Raw genomic sequence first — 18,506 nt, 5'->3', positions numbered from 1 at the left:
GCGTTCCGGCGCTCGACGCTCCTCCCGAACTCCACGAAGGGCACCGGACATGGGTCCCCATCCTGCGGTCGCGGCGATACGCCTGGCGGTCCGCCGCGTACTCCACGACGTACTCACCGAATTCCACCGGCACGCCGACCACGAACGGCCCGCCGAAGCGGCCAGGCGCCCCGCGCACGCCGCCCGCTCCCACTACGCCGAGGCCGGCACCGCGGGCGCCCCCCGCACCGCCCTCCCCGAACGGCCCGACACCCCGCTCGTCCTCGTCGCCTGCTCCGGCGGCGCCGACTCCATGGCGCTCGCCTCCGCCCTCGCGTTCGAGGCCCGCAAACTCGACGTCCGGGCCGGCGGCATCACCGTCGACCACAACCTCCAGCCGGGATCCGATCTCCGCGCCGCCGAAGTCGTCACCCGGCTCACCGCCATGGACCTCGACCCCGTCGAGGCCGTCGCCGTGCACGTCGGACGCGAGGGCGGCCCCGAGGCCGCCGCCCGCGACGCCCGCTACGCCGCGCTGGACGCCGCCGCCGAACGCCACGGCGCCGCCGCCGTCCTGCTCGGCCACACCCGCGACGACCAGGCCGAGACCGTCCTCCTCGGCCTCGCCCGCGGCTCCGGCATCCGCTCGCTCTCCGGCATGGCCGCCGCCTCCGGACCGGCCGGCCGCTACCGCCGCCCCTTCCTCCAGCTCGACCGGCAGACCGCCCGCAAGGCCTGCCTGGTCCAGTCGCTGCCCGTCTGGGACGACCCGCACAACATCGACCCCGCCTACACCCGCTCCCGGCTCCGCCACGAAGGCCTGCCCGCCCTGGAGAAGGCGCTCGGCAAAGGCGTCGTCGAAGCCCTCGCCCGCACCGCCCAGCTCTCCCGCGACGACGCCGACGCCCTGGACACCTGGGCCGCCGAGGCCGAGCTCTCCGTACGCGACGACACCGGCCGGCTGGAGTGCGCCAAGCTCTACGTCCTGCCCCCCGCCGTACGCCGCCGGGTGCTGCGCCGCGCACTGATCGAGGCCGGGGCGCCCGCCGGATCGCTCTTCGCCCGGCACCTCGAAGAAGTCGACCGCCTGATCACCGGCTGGCGCGGCCAGCGCGCCATCAACCTGCCCGGCCGCGTCGAAGCGATGCGGCAGGGTGGCAGACTGGTCATTCGGCAGAGCTGACGCGCAAGCGGCTGAAGTGCAGGCGAACAGCCGGCCCGGCCCGGGGCGCCTTCCCGGGCCGGCAGGCAGAGAAAGAGACGTGGGTGAACGAGAAGGACATGGGTACCGACCTTCAGTCGGTGCTCCTCACCAAGGAAGAGATCGACGCGAAGCTCGTCGAGCTGGCCGCGAAGATCGACGCGGAGTACGCGGGCAAGGACCTGCTCATCGTCGGCGTGCTCAAGGGCGCGGTGATGGTCATGGCGGACCTGGCGCGCGCGCTGTCCACCCCCGTCACGATGGACTGGATGGCCGTCTCCTCGTACGGAGCGGGCACCCAGTCCTCCGGCGTCGTCCGGATCCTCAAGGACCTCGACACCGACATCAAGGGCAAGCACGTCCTGATCGTCGAGGACATCATCGACTCCGGTCTGACGCTGTCCTGGCTGCTGTCCAACCTGGGCTCCCGGGAGCCGGCCTCGCTGGAGGTCTGCACCCTGCTGCGCAAGCCGGATGCCGCAAAGGTCGCGATCGATGTGAAGTGGATCGGTTTCGACATCCCCAACGAGTTCGTCGTCGGCTACGGGCTGGACTACGCGGAGAAGTACCGCAACCTGCCCTTCGTCGGCACGCTCGCCCCGCACGTCTACGGCGGCTGACCCCGGCAGACCCGCCGGGGAACCCTCACTGCCCTCGGGCCGTTGGAGCTTCGAAAGCAGGTTTCTCCGCCGTACCCGGCAGTCGCGGGTGACGATGCTGGGGTACCGTCCGAAGAACAGTCTTTTCAAACAGCAGCATTTACCTACGGGCAGGAGGGACGGGGCGTCTTCGCTCCGTATGGATGGACGTGAAGCGATACTTCCGTGGGCCGGTCATGTGGATCGTGCTGGCCGTCCTCGCCGTGGTCGTGTTGATGCAGGTCGTCGGCTCGTCGGGCGGCCACAAGACGGTGGACACCGGCAAGGTGATCCAGGCGATCAGCAAGGACCAGGTGGAGCAGGCCAAGCTGACCACCGGTGACGAACAAATGGTCAAGATCGAGCTGAAGAAGGGTCAGAAGCTCGAAGGCGAGTCCGGCAGCAAGTTCCAGGCGAGCTACATCGGCAACCAGGGTGTCGAGCTCGCCGACACGCTGCAGACGAAGTTCGAGGCGGGTGACATCGAGAAGGGTTACACCATCTCGCCGTCGAAGCAGTCCCCGTTCGTCTCGATCCTCCTCTCGCTGCTGCCCTTCGTCCTCATCGTGGTCGTCTTCCTGTTTCTGATGAATCAGATGCAGGGCGGCGGTTCCAAGGTCATGCAGTTCGGCAAGTCCAAGGCCAAGCTGATCACCAAGGACACCCCCAAGACGACCTTCGCCGATGTGGCGGGGTCCGACGAGGCGGTCGAAGAGCTCCACGAGATCAAGGAGTTCCTCCAGGAGCCGGCGAAGTTCCAGGCCGTCGGCGCCAAGATCCCCAAGGGCGTCCTGCTCTACGGGCCGCCCGGTACGGGCAAGACGCTGCTCGCACGCGCCGTCGCCGGCGAAGCGGGCGTGCCGTTCTACTCGATCTCCGGTTCCGACTTCGTCGAGATGTTCGTCGGCGTCGGCGCCTCCCGAGTGCGCGACCTCTTCGAGCAGGCCAAGGCGAACGCCCCGGCGATCGTCTTCGTCGACGAGATCGACGCCGTCGGCCGCCACCGCGGCGCCGGCATGGGCGGCGGTCACGACGAGCGCGAGCAGACCCTCAACCAGCTGCTCGTCGAGATGGACGGATTCGACGTGAAGGGCGGCGTCATCCTGATCGCCGCCACGAACCGCCCGGACATCCTCGACCCGGCGCTGCTGCGCCCGGGACGTTTCGACCGGCAGATCGCGGTCGACCGCCCGGACATGCAGGGCCGCCTGGAGATCCTCAAGGTGCACCAGAAGGGCAAGCCCGTAGCGGAGGGCGTCGACCTCGGCGCCGTCGCCCGGCGCACGCCCGGCTTCACCGGTGCCGACCTGTCGAACGTGCTGAACGAGGCCGCGCTCCTGACGGCGCGCAGCAACAAGAAGCTCATCGACAACGAGAGCCTCGACGAGGCGATCGACCGTGTCGTGGCGGGCCCGCAGAAGCGGACCCGGATCATGTCCGAGAAGGAAAAGAAGATCACCGCGTACCACGAGGGCGGACACGCCCTGGTCGCGGCGGCCTCCCCCCAGTCGGACCCGGTCCACAAGATCACGATCCTCTCCCGCGGCCGCGCCCTCGGTTACACGATGGTGCTCCCGGAGGAGGACAAGTACTCCACGACCCGCAACGAGATGCTCGACCAGCTGGCGTACATGCTGGGCGGGCGTGCGGCCGAGGAGCTGGTCTTCCACGACCCGACCACCGGCGCGGCGAACGACATCGAGAAGGCCACGGCAACGGCCCGCGCGATGGTCACGCAGTACGGCATGACGGAGCGCCTCGGCGCGATCAAGTTCGGCGGCGACAACTCGGAGCCCTTCCTGGGCCGCGAGATGGGCCACCAGCGCGACTACTCGGAAGAGGTCGCGGCACTGGTCGACGAGGAGGTCAAGAAGCTCATCGAGACCGCCCACAACGACGCGTGGGAGATCCTCGTCGAGAACCGCGACATCCTCGACACCCTGGTGCTCGAACTCCTGGAGAAGGAGACGCTGGGCAAGGACGAGATCGCGGAGATCTTCGCCCCGATCGTGAAGCGCCCCGCCCGCCCGGCATGGACGGGATCCGCCCGACGCACCCCGTCGACGCGGCCCCCGGTCCTCTCTCCCAAGGAGCTGGCCCTCACCAACGGCGCCTCGGTCGCCAACGGCTCGGCCACCCCGCCGGAGATCGCCCCGACGGACCTGACGAAGGACATCGCCCCGTCCACCGAGGCGATCCCCGAGGACCGTCCCGAGAGCTAGCCCCGGACCGACTCCGGTGAGACCCCCGTCACGGGGGCCGACCCGGTCCCGGAATGGATGCCGCGCCCCCCAGGTTTTAGCCTGTGGGGGCGCGGCTTTTCCGTATGCCTGCGAGGTCCGAGCGCAATCCGCGCATCGGACAGCACAGAGGAACGAGGCACAGATGACCGACCCGGTGACGCTGGACGGCCAGGGTTCGATCGGCGAATTCGACGAGAAGCGGGCCGAGGCGGCCGTACGCGAACTGCTGATCGCCGTCGGAGAGGACCCGGACCGCGAGGGCCTGCGGGAGACGCCGGGGCGGGTGGCGCGGGCGTACAAGGAGATTCTGGCCGGTCTGCGCCAGGAGCCCGAGGACGTGCTCACCACGACCTTCGACCTCGGGCACGACGAGATGGTCCTGGTGAAGGACATCGAGATCATGTCGCTCTGCGAACACCACCTCCTGCCCTTCCACGGTGTCGCACACGTCGGGTACATCCCGGCCGACACGGGGAAGATCACCGGTCTGTCGAAGCTGGCTCGCTTGGTGGACGTCTTCGCCCGCAGGCCCCAGGTACAGGAACGTCTCACCACACAGGTGGCGGACTCGCTCATGCGGATCCTGGAGGCGCGGGGCGCGATCGTGGTGATCGAGGCCGAGCACATGTGCATGTCGGTACGGGGCATCCGCAAGCCCGGGGCGAAGACCACGACGTCGGCCGTACGCGGACAGCTGCGCGATGCTTCGACCCGCGCCGAGGCGATGAGCCTCATATTGGCGCGCTAGACCGCTTTGTCGGTGGTGCCCGATACGCTCCTCGGCCTGTGATGGTGAACAGGCCGAGGAGCGCCGCATGATCGATGGCTTACCGAGCAAGCAGACCGTGAACGCGGTGGGAGGGCGTCTGCAGGCGCGGGAGATCGCCGTCGGCACCAGGCTGTGGACGCTGGACGGGCCCCGCGCGGCACAGACGACGGTCACGGACGTCACGGCCGGCAAGGCGAGAGCGGCTGTGGAGGTCGTCACGAGCCATGCGGCTTTCACGGTCTCCGGGGACTTTCTGCTGGCCACGCCGGACGGCTGGACCCGTGCCGAGGACGCGACAGGCAGAACCGTCGCGTGGACTCACGCGCGTAAGCTCTGCCGCGAACGGCTCACGTTCCGCATGGGATACGCGTTCGGCTATTTCGTGGGGGCCACCTGCGCGGACGGCACGGTGGGCAAGAACTACGTCTCGCTCGTCGTGAACGACGAGGCGTTCGCCACCCGCTACGCGAGGTGTCTCACAGAGGCGACGGGTCTGGAAGCACGGCTTCAGCCCGTCGTGCGGCCCTCCGGGTACCTGGGTCGGGACGTCCCGGGCTTCCGGGTCCGGGTGGTGTCCTCCTACCTCGCCGATGCCCTGCGCCAGTACGCCGGCGGCGACGCGCACCACATGAGGCAGGCGTTTCCCCGGGTCGTGCTGCGGGACCGCGAGGTCTTCGACGGTTTCCTCGACGGGTACGCGGACGGTGACGGGTGCCGTGCCAGGCACTGGGCCGGCCGGACCCTGGTCAGCGCCAACGTGCCGTTCCTCGTCGACCTCGCCGAGATCATCGGCGCACGGTTCACCCCCGCGAGGAAGGGCCTCGCGTCGCACCTGATCGTCGTGGACCGCTGGGCGGCCCGCGGCACGTTCCGGCCGGAGCATCACGACGCCGATCCCGTGGAAGCCGGCTGGGTGACCGTCGAGTCCGTGCGACCCCGCCCCGCGCCCGGCAAGCCGTTCACCCTGTACGGATACCGGCTCCGACCGCATCCCACGTTCCTGGTCAGCGGGCATCTGGTCCGCGCGGCGGCGTGACCGGCCGGCCCGTCTCCCGCGTTACGCCGCCGCCGTGCCCGTGCCGTCGTGGTCGTTGCCGTTCTCCGGGAGGCGGCAGACGCGTTCCAGGAAGAGGGCGGCCGCGATGACGCCGATGGCGGCGATCACCGCCGCGCCCGCGTAGATCGCCTGGTCGCGGCGGGGCGGGATGTCGAGGTAGCTCAGGAGGAAGACGCCCGTGCCGCCGTACATACCGGCGACCAGGGCGGCCACCAGGGCGCTCGCCTGGCCGAAGACGACCGCGCGGGCCGCGAACAGGGGCTCCACGCCCTTGGCGCCGGGGCGGCGTTCGCGTTGGGCGCGGAGGCGGGTGCGGGTGGAGAGGGCGGTCGCGAGGAGGATCACCGCGATCACGGCGAGCACGATCGACGCGGCCAGCGGGACGCTCGGCAGGGTGCCGAAGGAGTCCCAGAGGCGGGCTCCGCCCCAGGAGAGGACACCGGCGGCGGCGAAGAGGCCCGCCAGTACCCCGAGCCGTAGTTGCTTCACCGAGTGAGCCGCCCTTCGCGCCGCCTGTGCCCGGTCCGGCCGTGCGCCGGACCACCGTCCGTCGAGCCTAACGATTACTCCGGCAGGCGCAGTTCCAGGTCGGCGCGGGGCAGCACGCTGTCGCGGCCGACCGCCGCGAGCAGCTGGGACACCGGCCCGGCGCCGGGCAGCTGGGCCTCGGGGTCCATGTCGTGCCAGGGGGCGAGCACGAAGGCCCGCTCGTGGGCGCGCGGGTGGGGGAGCGTGAGCACCGGGTCGTCGGAGAGGACGTCGGCGTACGACACGATGTCGACGTCGATGGTGCGCGGGCCCCAGCGCTCCTCGCGGACCCGGTCGAAGGCCTCCTCGACGGCCTGGCCGCGTTCCAGCAGCGAGGCGGGCGGCAGGGTCGTCTTCACGAGGATGACCGCGTTGAAGTAGGAGGGCTGGGAGTCCGCCTCGACGCCCCAGGGCTCCGTCTCGTACACCGGGGAGACGGCCTTGACCCGCAGGCCCGGGGTGTCCTCCAGGGCGTCGACGGCCCCCTGGAGGGTCTCCAGGCGGTTGCCCAGGTTGGAGCCGAGGGCGATCACGGCCATCTTGGGGTTGGAGAGCGTGACGTCCGCCGCGTCCACCTGCCGGACGACGGCGGTCGGGACCGGCTGTACGGTCGGGTCGCTCTGCCCTTCGGTGGAAAATGCAGTCATGCTCGGCTCCGGGTGATGGTGATGGTCACGTCGTCGAAGGGGACGGTGATCGGCGCGTCCGGCTTGTGCACCACCACCTCGACCTCCTGGACGCCTTCGTGCTTCAGGCACTGCTGGGCGATGCGCTCGGCGAGCGTCTCGATCAGATCGACCGGCTCGCCCGTCACCACGTCGACGACCTCCTCGGCCACCACGCCGTAGTGCACGGTGCGGGCCAGGTCGTCGGTGGCTGCCGCGGGGCGGGTGTCGAGGCCGAGCACCAGGTCGACGATGAAGGTCTGGCCCTCTTCCCGCTCCCGGGGGAAGACACCGTGGTGCCCACGGGCCTTGAGGCCGCGCAGCGCGACACGATCCACGCGAATCACTCCTGCTGTCGTTGGTCGAGAGGCACCCGGCCGCGTGCGGGCGGCGAGGTGCCTTCTTTCGAATCTACCTGCGAGCACCGACAGTGCTCGCCCGTGGGGGCCATGGACAGCACCTCACCTGGCTGATAGCCGCCCATACCCGGCGTTCGGCGTTCCAATCCCTATCGGTCCCGTACCCACTCGGGAGGGTGTTTCCTCCTCAGGAGGGCGTTTCCTCGTCGTCGTCCTCGTCGGATTCCGTCAGGACGGGCGACCCGTGGTGGGACCAGAGCTTCCAGCCGTCGGCGGTGCGCCGGAACACGTTCGTGGCGACGACCAGCTGGCCCACGAGCGGGCCGAGCGCGTTGCCGTCCTCGGCGGGGCCGCCGCTGAGGATGTTCTCGGTGCAGGTGACCAGGGCCATGTCGCCGGTCATCGAGACGTTGACGTCGGTGAGGAAGAACTGGATGTACTCGGTGTTCGCCATGATCAGGGCGTAGCTGCGCAGCACCTCGCCCCGGCCCGTGAGCACCGGCCAGCCGGGGTGGACGCAGGAGACGGTGAGGGCCTCGCCCGGCAGCCAGCGGTCGGAGAGGTCCTCGTAGTCGCCGCGTTCCAGCGCCTCGTAGAAGCCGGTGTTGGCCGCCTCGACCTCCGCGATGTCGGCGGCGGCCTGTGCGTGTTCCTCGTTCACGCGGCTCCCTCGACCGCGCGGGCGACGCGGACGGCGTCGGCGGTGGCCCGTACCTCGTGGACCCGTACGGCCCAGGCGCCGGCCTGCGCGGACAGTGCGGAGACGGCCGCGGTCGCCGCGTCGCGTTCGCGGGCGGGCGGCGGGGCCGAGCCCGTACCGGCCAGGACATGGCCGAGGAAACGTTTGCGGGAGGCGGCCACCAGCAGCGGGCGGCCCAGGGTGTGCAGCTCGGCCAGGTGCGCGACGAGCGACAGATCGTGGGCGGCGTCCTTCGCGAAGCCGAGGCCCGGGTCGATCACGACGCGCTCCGGGGCGACCCCGCCCGCGATCACCGCGTCCATCCGCTGCCGCAGCTCGTCGAGGACCTCGGCGACGACGTCCCCGTACACCGCGCGGCTGTTCATCGACTCGCTGAAGCCGCGCCAGTGCATCACGACGAACGGGACCTCGGCGGCGGCGACGGCCGGGATCATGTCCGGGTCGGCGAGGCCGCCGCTGACGTCGTTGACCAGGACGGCCCCGGCGGCGACGGCCTGCTCGGCGACGCGGGCGCGCATGGTGTCCACGGAGACGGTGACGCCCTCGGAGGCCAGCCCCTGCACGACCGGGACGACCCGGCGCAGCTCCTCGGCCTCGTCCACCCGGCTGGCGCCGGGGCGGGTCGACTCACCGCCCACGTCGACCAGGTCCGCGCCCTCGGAGACCAGGTGCAGACCGTGTTTGACCGCGGCCGTGGTGTCGAACCAGCGGCCGCCGTCGGAGAAGGAGTCGGGCGTCACGTTGACGACGCCCATGACCGCACAGCGGTCCCACTCCGGCAGTCCTCGGACCGTGCCCCGCGCGCGTGACGTACTCATACGACCAGACTAGGGCGTGTCCGCCCGGCTCATACCGCGCTCACCTCGTGCTGCTCCGGGGCCGTGTGCCGCTTGTGGCCGCACGGGCGGCGTCTGCGGGGGCGGAACGGGCGGGGCAGCGAGAAGTTCACGAAGCCCTCGGCCTGCATCGCGGCGATCCCGATGCGGGGCAGGTCGCGGCTGGTGCGGAAGACCACGAAGCGGGGCTCCCAGCGCGGCTTGAACTTGGCGTTGAACTTGTACAGCGACTCGATCTGGAACCAGCGCGAGAGGAAGATCAGCAGCCCCCGCCAGCAGCGCAGCACCGGTCCCGCGCCGAGCCGCTCGCCGCGGGCCAGCGCGGAGCGGAACATCGCGAAGTTCAGCGAGACCCGGGCGACGCCGAGCTTCTCGGCGGCTTGGAGCGAGGCGACGATCAGCAGCTCGTTCATGCCGGGGTCGGCCGAGCGGTCGCGGCGCATCAGCTCCAGGGACATTCCGTCGTGCCCCCAGGGGACGAAGTGGAGGACGGCCTTCAGGTCGCCGTGCGGGGAGTCCTCCGTACCGGAGCCGGGCAGATGGGCGGTGGCGATCACGCAGTCGCCGTCGGCCGGGTCGCCGATCCGGCCGAGCGCCATGGAGAAGCCGCGCTCGGTGTCGGTGCCGCGCCAGTCGGCGGCGGCCCGGCGGATCCGGTCCAGCTCGGTGTCGCCGATGTCGCGTGCCCGCCGGACCCGGGTCTCGTAGCCATTGCGTTCGATGCGCTTGACCATCTGGCGCACGTTACGCATGGCGCGCCCGGCGAGGGAGAAATCCGCCACGTCGACCACCGCCTCGTCGCCCAGTTCCAGGGCGGTGAGCCCGGTCTCGCGGGTCCAGACCTGGCCGCCGGTCTCGCTGCAGCCCATCACGGCGGGCGTCCAGGAGTGGGCCTGCGCCTCGTCCATGAAGCGCTCGATCGCGCCCGGCCAGGCCTCCACGTCGCCGATGGGGTCGCCGCCGGCCAGCATCACCCCGGAGACGACGCGGTAGCAGACGGCCGCCTTGCCGCTGGGGGAGAAGACGACGCCCTTGTCGCGGCGGAGCGCGAAGTGGCCGAGCGAGTCCCGGCCGCCGTGCTGCTCCAGCAGGGCCCGCAGCCGGCTCTCGTCGTCCTCGGTGAGGCGGGCGGCCGGGTGCTCGGGGCGGAAGGCGAGGTAGATGGTGGTGACGGCGGTCAGCAGGCCGAGCGCGCCCAGTGAGTACGCCACCGTCCAGCTGGTCCGCCCCGCGTAGTCGACGGGCCCCTCGACGCCGAACAGGCCGTACAGCACGTGCTGGAGGCGGTCGGCGATGGACGGGTCGCCGACGACCCGGCCGGGGTGGACGCTGACGATGATCAGCCCGAGCCCCAGCGAACCGGCGCCCAGGAGGACGAAGTTGGCGAGCGCGCGCCAGCGGCTGCGCGGATCGGGCAGCGCCCGGAACTGGTCCCGGTGGCGCACCAGCAGAGCGCAGAGCGTCAGCGAGACGAGCACGCCGATGATCGAGTGGCGGTACGCGAACTGCGCCACGGCCCCCGCGGGCAGCAGCGCCACCGCCGCCCGCCAGGCCCGCCGCTTGTGCCGCTTCAGCCCGTGCGCGAGGAGCAGCAGGAGCACACCGGCGCTCAGCGAGAGCGCGGCGGCGAACGGGCCGAGCGCCCCGGGGAGCACTTCGGCGAGGGTGTGCATCCTGCTGTGCCGGAAGCGGGGGAAGACCCCGGCGGCGACGTCGATCAGCCCGACGACGGTGCAGGCGGTACCGACGAGAGCCGGTACGGACTCGGGGCGCGGCCCGCGGAACAACCGGCGGACGCGCTGCGGAACCGACACCGAATTATCCCCATCTAGCGTGACAGACATCGTTTCCCGTGGCTTCGCGAGAGATTCGTTGAGTCCGCCGGCCGGAGCCCCACGGACGATGTGCGCCCTCTAGGACGTGGGTTGCGGAGCGAGGGTTCACCCACATTCCGGAAATTTCCCTCTCCTGTACCTTCCCGCCCCTCCCCGTCCTTCTCCCTGTCCCCTCCCGTTCCTCGCACCGCGTCACTTGTACGGAATCGCAGAGAAAGCTCACTCATGGGTCTCACCAGCACAGCAGTCCTCGCCGTCGTGGCGGTGCTGGCCGTCGCGCTCTTCGCCGCCACGGTCCGGTTCTGGCCGCGCCTGGCCCGGCCCGGCGCCGCCGCGGTGTCGGGCCGGATCGGGCTGCTCCTGGCGACCCAGCTGACGCTGTTCGCGGCGGTGGGTCTGGCGGCCAACAACGCCTTCCTCTTCTACGGTTCCTGGGCCGACCTCTTCGGCCGCCAGCAGGAGCTCGGCGTGGTCTCCGACCATGCGGGGGACGGGCCCGGTTCGCGGCACATGACGCGGATCGACACCCAGCACCCGGATGTGCCGGGCGGCCGGGTGCCGGCGGTCGGCGGGCGGATCGACAAGGTGGTCGTCTCGGGGCGGACCTCGGGCATCGAGTCACCGGCGTACGTCTATCTGCCGCCGGAGTACTTCCAGGCGGCCTACGCCACGCGGAAGTTCCCGGCGGTCGTGGTCCTCACCGGCTATCCGGGCACGGCGGAGAACCTGCTGAAGGGGCTGCGCTATCCGCAGACCGCGCACGAGCGGGTGAAGGCGGGCAAGGCGCAGCCGATGATCCTGGTGATGCTGCGGCCGACGGTCGCGCCGCCCCGGGACACCGAGTGCGTGGACATTCCGAAGGGCCCGCAGACCGAGACGTTCTTCGCGAAGGACCTTCCCGAGGCCATCGCCGGGTCCTACCGGGTCGGGAAGAAGGCCCGTAACTGGGGCATCATCGGCAACTCGACCGGCGGCTACTGCGCGTTGAAGATCGGGATGCACCACCCGGACCGGTACGCGGCGAGCGCCGGGCTCTCCGCGTACTACAAGGCCGCCGAGGACCCGACGACGGGCGATCTGTTCCACGGCCAGGGCGAGCTGCGCGACCGCGCCGACCTGATGTGGACCCTGGAGAACCGGCCGCCGTCCGGCGGTTCGTTCCTGGTGACGACGTCGCGGAAGGGCGAGGACAACCTCGGCGAAACGATGAGGTTCATCGAGAAGGTGAAGGCGCCCGCGAAGGTGTCGTCCATCGTGCTGGACAGCGGCGGGCACAACTTCACGACCTGGCGGCGGGAGATCCCGCCGGCCCTGGAGTGGCTGAGCGCCCGCCTCAGCGAGAACTGAGCGTCCGCGTCGGCGAGAGGTGAACGCCCGCGTCGGCGAGCGGGGCGCCCGCCCGGCGAGAGCCGAACGCCGGGAGCCGAGCGCCGAGAGCCGTCGCTCAGCCGGTCGGAGCGATCGTCGCGACCGTCTCCACGGCGACCTCGGCGCGCGGTACGTCCTGGGCGTCCGCGTCGATCGAGCGGCGCAGGGCCTCGTGCAGCCGGGCGGGGGTCAGTACGCCGAGGAAGCGGCCCTCGCTCTCCTTGTCGATGACCGCGATCCAGCCCGCGTCGTGCTGGAGCATGGTGGCGAAGGCCTGCTTGAGGGGCGCGCCGAGCGGAAGCCAGGCCTCCATGCGGCGGGCGTGTTCGCGGACGGTGCCCTTGGCCGTGGCGTCGGCGGTCGCGTCGGCGGGGATCCAGCCGTGGAGGTTGTCCCGGCCGTCCAGGACGACCGCCCAGCGCGCGCCCTGGGACCTGAGCCGTTCGGTGGCGGTGGCCAGCGGGTCGTCGAGGTGGACGACCGGCGGCTGGTCGAGGTCGCTCTCCTCGATGGGCGTCACCGAGAGCCGCTTGAGCCCGCGGTCCGCGCCGACGAAGTCGGCCACGTACGGGGTCGCGGGGGCGCCGAGCACGGTGGCGGGGGAGTCGAACTGCTCGATGCGGCCCTGCCCGTAGACGGCGATCCGGTCGCCGAGGCGGACGGCCTCCTCGATGTCGTGGGTGACGAACAGCACGGTCTTGCGGACCTGGGCCTGGAGTTTCAGGAATTCGTTCTGGAGCCGTTCGCGGACGACCGGATCGACCGCGCCGAAAGGCTCGTCCATCAGGAGAACGGGCGGATCGGCGGCCAATGCGCGGGCCACGCCCACGCGTTGACGCTGGCCGCCGGAAAGCTGTTCCGGATAGCGGTCGCCATAAACGGATGGATCGAGTCCGACGAGATCGAGGAGTTCGGCGGCGCGTTCGCGTCCCTTTCCGCGCTTCCAGCCGAGCAGATGGGGAACGGTCGCGGTGTTCTCCAGCACGGTCTTGTGCGGGAAGAGGCCCACCTGCTGGATCACATAGCCGATGCGGCGGCGCAGTTGGACGGGGTCGATGGTGGATATGTCGTCCCCGTCGAGGAATATCCCGCCCTCGGTCGGTTCGATCAGCCGGTTCACCATCTTCATGGTGGTCGTCTTGCCACAACCGGAAGGTCCGACGAGCGTGACCAGTTCACCCTCGGCGACCTCGAAGGAAAGGTCGTCGACGGCGGTGGTGCCGTCGGCGTACCGCTTGGTGACGTGCTCGAAACGGATCATGGTTCCCCATTGTGGAGGGCGTTCTGTGAAGGGCATGTTGCCGGAATGCGACAGCCTCCGCGATTGTCAGTGGTCGAGGATAGGCTCGCCAGTCATCGGTTCGATCCGGGGCGATCCGCTCCGGCGGGAGGAAAGCAGGAGGTGAGGGGCGGATGGCCGAGCAGAGTTGCCTGGTGACGAACGACTGGATCTGCGGGGAGTATCTCCGCTCCCGCAGCCAGGAGTTGACCGATGCGACCGTGCAGCACATCGGGATCACGGTGGTCTCGGTGCTGATCGGGCTCGCGGTCGCCTTTCCGCTGGCGCTGCTCGCCCGCCGGGGCCGGCGGTTCGCCGGACCGGTGCTCGGGCTGACGACCGTGCTCTACACCGTGCCCTCGCTGGCGATGTTCTCGCTGCTGCTGCCCCTGTTCGGGCTGTCGGCCGCGCTCGTCGTCACGGGTCTGGTGCTCTATTCGCTGACCATCCTCGTGCGCAACATCCTGGCGGGGCTCGAAGCGGTGCCGCAGGAGGCCAGGGAAGCCGCCCGCGGTATGGGGTACGGCCCGGCGCGGCTGCTGTGGGAGGTGGAGCTTCCGCTGGCGCTGCCCGCGGTGATGGCGGGGCTGCGGATAGCCACCGTGTCGACGGTCGCGCTGACCACGGTCGGCTCGCTCGTCGGCAAGGGCGGCCTCGGCAATCTGATCGAGGACGCGCTGCCCAGCTTCTTCAAGGCCCAGGTGCTCACCGCCTCGGTGCTGTGCGTGCTGCTCGCGGTGGCGGCGGACCTGCTGCTGCTCGGCCTCCAGCGGCTGCTGACGCCCTGGACCCGGATATCCGGGGCGGTCGTCCCGCCGTCCGGCCCGGTGAAGGCGGAGGCGTCCGCGTCCGCCCCGGCGAAGGTGGAGGTGGGCTGACCCGTGGGAGTCATCGGCGACGCCTGGACCTGGCTGACCACCGGGGCCAACTGGTCGGGGGACGGCGGGGCCGCGCACCGGCTCGGCGAGCATCTGTACGTCAGCGGGGTCGCCCTCGGGGTGGCCTGCGCGATCGCCCTGCCGCTCGCCCTGTATCTGGGGCACATAGGCAAGGGCGGGGCGCTCGCGGTCAACATCTCCAACGTGGGGCGGGCCGTGCCGGTCTTCGCGGTGCTGGCTCTCTTCATGGTCACGCCCCTGCGTAACTCCGGCTACTGGCCCACGATCATCGCGCTGGTGCTGTTCGCGGTGCCGCCGCTGCTGACCAACGCCTATGTCGGCATGCGGGAGGTGGACCGGGCGGTGGTGGAGGCCGCGCGCGGCATGGGGATGTCGGGCGGGCAGCTCTTCTTCCGGGTCGAGCTGCCGCTCGCCTACCCGATGATCATGACCGGGCTGCGGTCCGCCGCGGTCCAGGTCGTGGCCACCGCGTCGATCGCCGCGATGGTCGGCCTCGGCGGTCTGGGCCGGATCATCACCGCCGGGTTCAACACCTACGACACCGCCCAGGTCTTCGCGGGCGCCGTCCTGGTCGCCGGTCTCGCTCTGCTGGTGGAGGGCGTGCTGGTGGCGCTGGACCGGGCGCTGTCCCCGCTGCGCCGCCGCAGGCCCGCGTGAGCGTCCCGCAGCGCCTCGTTTCCGATCACCTTTCTTCTGGTCACTTTTCTTCTGGTCACTTTTCTTCTGTTCGGACGGAGAACAACACTTATGAGCAGGACCTCGCGGATAGCCGGAGCGGTCATCGGCATGGTGGCGCTGGCCGGGTCGCTCGCGGCCTGCGGCGGCGACAGCCTGGAGAAGGAGAAGGGCGGCTCGGGCTCCTCGGCTGGTGACGGGAAGAAGGGCTCCCTGGTCGTCGGCTCGGCCTCGTTCACCGAGTCCAAGGTGCTCGCCGAGCTGTACGCACAGATCCTGGGCGACGCCGGATACAGCACCTCGATCACCACGGTGAAGAACCGTGAGCTGTACGAGCCCTCGCTGGAGAAGGGCGAGATCGACGTCGTACCGGAGTACGCGGCCACGATCGCCGAATTCCTCAACGCCAAGGTCAACGGGGCCGATGAGGCCCAGGCGAAGCCGGTGGCCTCCGGGGACGTCGAGACGACGGTCTCCGCGCTGAAGCAGCTCGCCGAGCCGCTGGGTCTCACGGTTCTCCCCGCCGGGAAGGCCGTCGATCAGAACGCCTTCGCGGTCTCGAAGGAATTCGCCGAGAAGAACAGCCTGAAGACGCTTTCCGATCTGGGGAAGTCGAAGATCAAGGTCAAGATCGCGGCGGGCGACGAGTGCGAGGTGCGGCCGTTCTGCGCACCCGGTCTGAAGAAGACGTACGGCATCGACGTCACCGGGATCGACCCCAAGGGCGTCGGCACCCCGCAGTCCAAGCAGGCCGTTCGTGACGGCAAGGTCCAGCTGGTCCTGACGACCACCACGGACGCGGTGCTGGACGGGCTGGTGTTCCTGGAGGACGACAAGAAGCTCCAGAACGCGGACAACGTCCTTCCCGTGCTGAATGCCAAGGACGCGGGCGCGCCGGAGATCGCCGACGCGCTGGGCAAGCTCACCGCGGCGCTCACCACGGAGGATCTCGCCGAGCTGAACCGGAAGGTCGACGCCGAGCGGGCCAAGCCGGCGGATGTGGCCAAGGAGTATCTGGAGTCGAAGGATCTGATCAAGAAGTAGTTCTCGATCAATAGGCAAAGGGCCGCGGAGAGGGCTTCCGGGGGGCCGCGAGGTAACCGGCGGGGAACAGATTGCCGGGCGGCCCCCCAAGTGGCGCGCACACACGGTAAATTTCAGGCCATGCCACGTGGACGCCACCGCCATTCGCCGCCCCTCCACAGAATCCTGCCGCCTTCCGTGGTGGCGGGAGTGTCGGTCGCCGGTGCCGCAGGCGCCTGGCTGCTGGCCGAACCCCTGGTCCTGCGCGGCCTGGTGGCCGCCGTGGCGGCCGCCGCCGTGACCGGCGCGTATCTGATGCGCAGCTGGGACCGGGCGGCGGGGCTGCGGGTCGCCGAGCTGACCCGGGCCCGCGCCAGTGACGAATGGCGGGCCGAGGAGCGGATAGCCGAGCTGGAGCAGGATCTGGAGGAGTCGCGCGAGCTGCGCACCCGTCTGGAGACCAAGCTCCGCCGCAAGCGCGTGGAGCTCGCGGGGCTGCGCGGCGAGCACGCCGGACTGCTGCGCCGTTACGCCAACGCCGAGACCGAGCGGGCCAGCGCGCTGGAGGGCCGCAGGCAGCTCGCCATCGAGGCCGCGGCCCCCAAGGAGCTGCTGCCCGCGCGGTCCACGCCGACCCCCGAGTCCTACCGCCGCGCGGACGAGGCCCTGAAGAACCTCACGCGCAACGCGGCGCTCCAGGAGACCCGTCGGACGGTGGAGGCGGTCCGGCAGCGGCAGCTGGCCGTCGGGGACCGGAACCGGAACCGGAACACGGAGGCGGAGGGCCCGCAGGGGAAGCACGCGGCGGCCACCGGGGCGGGCGCGCACTCGGACCACCAGCACCGCCGCCCCGCGACCACCCAGCCCGCCCCGGCCACCGAAGCCCTTCCGCGTGCGGAGACCCCGGCCACCGAAGCCGCCGCTCTTCCGAGTGCGAAGACCCCGGCCCCCATCGCGCCGGTGCGGGTGCCGCGCGCGATCGCGGCCGCCTCGGCCGTCGTCCCGTACGCCGCGCGCCGCCAGCCGGTCCCCCAGGGCAACTTCGACTTCTTCGGCACCCAGAACGCCCAGAAGGCGAACGCCGCGATCGAGTCCGTGCAGAACGAGGACCTCGCGGACGTCGTCGGCGAGGAGGCGCTCGCCGCCCACCGCACGGGAACGGTGCCGAACCAGGCCGTCGGCAAGGTCATCGACCTCACCGCGCACGACGAGACCGAGCAGATCGACGTGGCGCAGCTGCGCGGCGCGGTGTCCTGACGCGGAACCCCCGCTACTTGTCGATGTCCCCGACGACGAAGAACAGCGAGCCCAGGATCGCCACCATGTCGGCGACCAGGGTGCCCGGCAACAGCTCGGTGAGCGCCTGGATGTTGTTGAACGAGGCGGAGCGCAGCTTCAGCCGGTAGGGCGTCTTCTCGCCCTTGGACACCAGGTAGTAGCCGTTGACGCCGAGCGGGTTCTCCGTCCAGGCGTAGGTGTGGCCCTCCGGGGCCTTGAGCACCTTGGGCAGCCGCTGGTTGATCGGCCCGGGCGCCAGGTGGGCCATCCGGTCCAGACAGGCGTCGGCCAGGTCCAGGGCGTTGAGGGTCTGCTCCAGCAGGCACTCGAAGCGGGCCAGGCAGTCGCCCTCGGCCCGGGTGACGACCTTCAGGGTGTCCTGGAGCTCCCCGTACGCGAGATACGGCTCGTCGCGCCGCAGATCGAAGTCGACGCCCGAGGCGCGGGCGATCGGCCCCGACACCCCGTACGCGTGCACCGCCGCGGCGGACAGCACGCCCACGTCGCGCGTACGGCCCCGGAAGATCTCGTTGCCGAGGACGAGGTTCTCGTACACGTCCATGCGGGAGCGGACGGAGGCGACGGCGGCCCGGACCCGGCCGGCCCAGCCCGCCGGAAGGTCCTCCTTCAGGCCCCCCACCCGGTTGAACATGTAGTGCATCCGCCCGCCGGAGACCTCCTCCATCACCGCCTGGAGCTCCTCGCGCTCCCGGAAGGCGTGGAAGACCGGGGTGATGCCGCCGAGTTCGAGCGGGTAGGAGCCGAGGAACATCAGGTGGTTGAGGACCCGGTTCAGCTCGGCGAGCAGCGTCCGCGTCCACACGGCGCGCTCGGGGACCTCCATGCCGAGCATCCGCTCGACGGCCATCACGACGCCCAGCTCGTTGGAGAACGCGGAGAGCCAGTCGTGGCGGTTGGCGAGCATGACGATCTGCCGGTAGTCGCGCGCCTCGAAGAGCTTCTCCGCGCCCCGGTGCATATAGCCGATGACCGGCTCCGCGTGCTGGACGCGCTCGCCGTCCAGCACGATCCGCAGCCGGAGGACGCCGTGCGTCGAGGGGTGCTGGGGACCGATGTTCAGCACCATGTCGGTGCTCTCCGCCGCTCCGCCGATGCCGATCGTCGTCTCCGTCATGCGGGACAGTATTCCCTGCGGCCGTGGACCGTTCCCCGC

At 70.7% G+C, this 18,506-nt stretch carries 18 protein-coding genes; 10 read left to right on the top strand and 8 right to left on the bottom strand.

The genetic code is table 11. The features are described from left to right. Window positions 1–49: 49 nt before the first annotated feature. From tilS to ACSMXR_RS15910, 5 genes are all read left to right on the top strand, one after another. Window positions 50–1,162, top strand: coding sequence for a tRNA lysidine(34) synthetase TilS (gene tilS / locus ACSMXR_RS15930; RefSeq protein ID WP_376184180.1), 1,113 nt, complete (start codon window positions 50–52; stop codon window positions 1,160–1,162). A gap of 98 nt (window positions 1,163–1,260) precedes the next feature. Continuing rightward, window positions 1,261–1,800 carry a hypoxanthine phosphoribosyltransferase gene (hpt, locus tag ACSMXR_RS15925; protein ID WP_003968263.1) on the top strand — a complete coding sequence of 180 codons (540 nt, stop codon included), beginning with the start codon at window positions 1,261–1,263 and terminating at the stop codon, window positions 1,798–1,800. Window positions 1,801–1,982: 182 nt separating this feature from the next. Further along, window positions 1,983–4,040, top strand: coding sequence for an ATP-dependent zinc metalloprotease FtsH (ftsH, locus tag ACSMXR_RS15920; protein ID WP_103507671.1), 2,058 nt, complete (start codon window positions 1,983–1,985; stop codon window positions 4,038–4,040). A 163-nt stretch (window positions 4,041–4,203) separates the two neighbouring features. After that, window positions 4,204–4,809, top strand: coding sequence for a GTP cyclohydrolase I FolE (gene folE, locus ACSMXR_RS15915; RefSeq protein ID WP_018514307.1), 606 nt, complete (start codon window positions 4,204–4,206; stop codon window positions 4,807–4,809). Between the two features lie 67 nt (window positions 4,810–4,876). Next, complete coding sequence (locus tag ACSMXR_RS15910) at window positions 4,877–5,866, top strand: hypothetical protein (RefSeq protein WP_364887263.1); 990 nt, start codon at window positions 4,877–4,879, stop codon at window positions 5,864–5,866. A 21-nt stretch (window positions 5,867–5,887) separates the two neighbouring features. On the opposite strand, the gene ACSMXR_RS15905 is transcribed toward ACSMXR_RS15910, so the two are convergent. The 6 genes from ACSMXR_RS15905 to ACSMXR_RS15880 form a co-directional block, all read right to left on the bottom strand. Then, window positions 5,888–6,376 (bottom strand): DUF3180 domain-containing protein, encoded by a 489-nt coding sequence (locus ACSMXR_RS15905; protein ID WP_137234975.1) that lies wholly within the window; start codon window positions 6,374–6,376, stop codon window positions 5,888–5,890. A 74-nt stretch (window positions 6,377–6,450) separates the two neighbouring features. Next, window positions 6,451–7,062, bottom strand: coding sequence for a 2-amino-4-hydroxy-6-hydroxymethyldihydropteridine diphosphokinase (gene folK, locus ACSMXR_RS15900; RefSeq protein WP_473172159.1), 612 nt, complete (start codon window positions 7,060–7,062; stop codon window positions 6,451–6,453). Next, on the bottom strand, window positions 7,059–7,418 hold the full coding sequence (gene folB, locus ACSMXR_RS15895; protein ID WP_003968268.1) for a dihydroneopterin aldolase: 360 nt from the start codon (window positions 7,416–7,418) through the stop codon (window positions 7,059–7,061). The genes folK and folB overlap by 4 nt, the downstream gene beginning before the upstream one ends. A gap of 208 nt (window positions 7,419–7,626) precedes the next feature. Beyond that, window positions 7,627–8,100: a nuclear transport factor 2 family protein gene (locus ACSMXR_RS15890; RefSeq protein WP_473172158.1), complete on the bottom strand. Its 474-nt coding sequence runs from the start codon at window positions 8,098–8,100 to the stop codon at window positions 7,627–7,629. Next, window positions 8,097–8,957 carry a dihydropteroate synthase gene (gene folP, locus ACSMXR_RS15885; RefSeq protein ID WP_455711499.1) on the bottom strand — a complete coding sequence of 287 codons (861 nt, stop codon included), beginning with the start codon at window positions 8,955–8,957 and terminating at the stop codon, window positions 8,097–8,099. The genes ACSMXR_RS15890 and folP overlap by 4 nt, the downstream gene beginning before the upstream one ends. A gap of 29 nt (window positions 8,958–8,986) precedes the next feature. Continuing rightward, the gene (locus tag ACSMXR_RS15880; RefSeq protein ID WP_364887256.1) at window positions 8,987–10,819 is read right to left on the bottom strand and encodes a phosphatidylglycerol lysyltransferase domain-containing protein; all 1,833 of its coding nucleotides are present in this window, start codon (window positions 10,817–10,819) and stop codon (window positions 8,987–8,989) included. A gap of 216 nt (window positions 10,820–11,035) precedes the next feature. Between ACSMXR_RS15880 and ACSMXR_RS15875 the strand changes: the two genes are divergently transcribed. Beyond that, the gene (locus ACSMXR_RS15875) at window positions 11,036–12,157 is read left to right on the top strand and encodes an alpha/beta hydrolase (RefSeq protein WP_381854841.1); all 1,122 of its coding nucleotides are present in this window, start codon (window positions 11,036–11,038) and stop codon (window positions 12,155–12,157) included. A gap of 97 nt (window positions 12,158–12,254) precedes the next feature. Here ACSMXR_RS15875 and ACSMXR_RS15870 read toward each other — a convergent pair whose 3' ends face one another. Continuing rightward, complete coding sequence (locus tag ACSMXR_RS15870; protein WP_137234970.1) at window positions 12,255–13,439, bottom strand: ABC transporter ATP-binding protein; 1,185 nt, start codon at window positions 13,437–13,439, stop codon at window positions 12,255–12,257. A 152-nt stretch (window positions 13,440–13,591) separates the two neighbouring features. On the opposite strand from ACSMXR_RS15870, the gene ACSMXR_RS15865 reads away from it, so the two are divergent. The 4 genes from ACSMXR_RS15865 (at window position 13,592) to ACSMXR_RS15850 (ending at window position 17,311) form a co-directional block, all read left to right on the top strand. Further along, on the top strand, window positions 13,592–14,335 hold the full coding sequence (locus tag ACSMXR_RS15865; RefSeq protein WP_030087923.1) for an ABC transporter permease: 744 nt from the start codon (window positions 13,592–13,594) through the stop codon (window positions 14,333–14,335). Window positions 14,336–14,338: 3 nt separating this feature from the next. Then, on the top strand, window positions 14,339–15,013 hold the full coding sequence (locus ACSMXR_RS15860; RefSeq protein WP_473172157.1) for an ABC transporter permease: 675 nt from the start codon (window positions 14,339–14,341) through the stop codon (window positions 15,011–15,013). A gap of 90 nt (window positions 15,014–15,103) precedes the next feature. Further along, window positions 15,104–16,075 carry an ABC transporter substrate-binding protein gene (locus tag ACSMXR_RS15855; protein WP_218525925.1) on the top strand — a complete coding sequence of 324 codons (972 nt, stop codon included), beginning with the start codon at window positions 15,104–15,106 and terminating at the stop codon, window positions 16,073–16,075. 120 nt (window positions 16,076–16,195) lie between these two features. Beyond that, window positions 16,196–17,311: a hypothetical protein gene (locus ACSMXR_RS15850; protein WP_473172156.1), complete on the top strand. Its 1,116-nt coding sequence runs from the start codon at window positions 16,196–16,198 to the stop codon at window positions 17,309–17,311. 13 nt (window positions 17,312–17,324) lie between these two features. Here ACSMXR_RS15850 and ACSMXR_RS15845 read toward each other — a convergent pair whose 3' ends face one another. Next, window positions 17,325–18,467 (bottom strand): NADH-quinone oxidoreductase subunit D, encoded by a 1,143-nt coding sequence (locus ACSMXR_RS15845; RefSeq protein WP_364887243.1) that lies wholly within the window; start codon window positions 18,465–18,467, stop codon window positions 17,325–17,327. Window positions 18,468–18,506: the final 39 nt, after the last annotated feature.

It is taken from the genome of Streptomyces sp. DSM 106670 (genome assembly GCF_055792845.1).
This window is presented reverse-complemented; position numbering and strand designations above follow the sequence as displayed.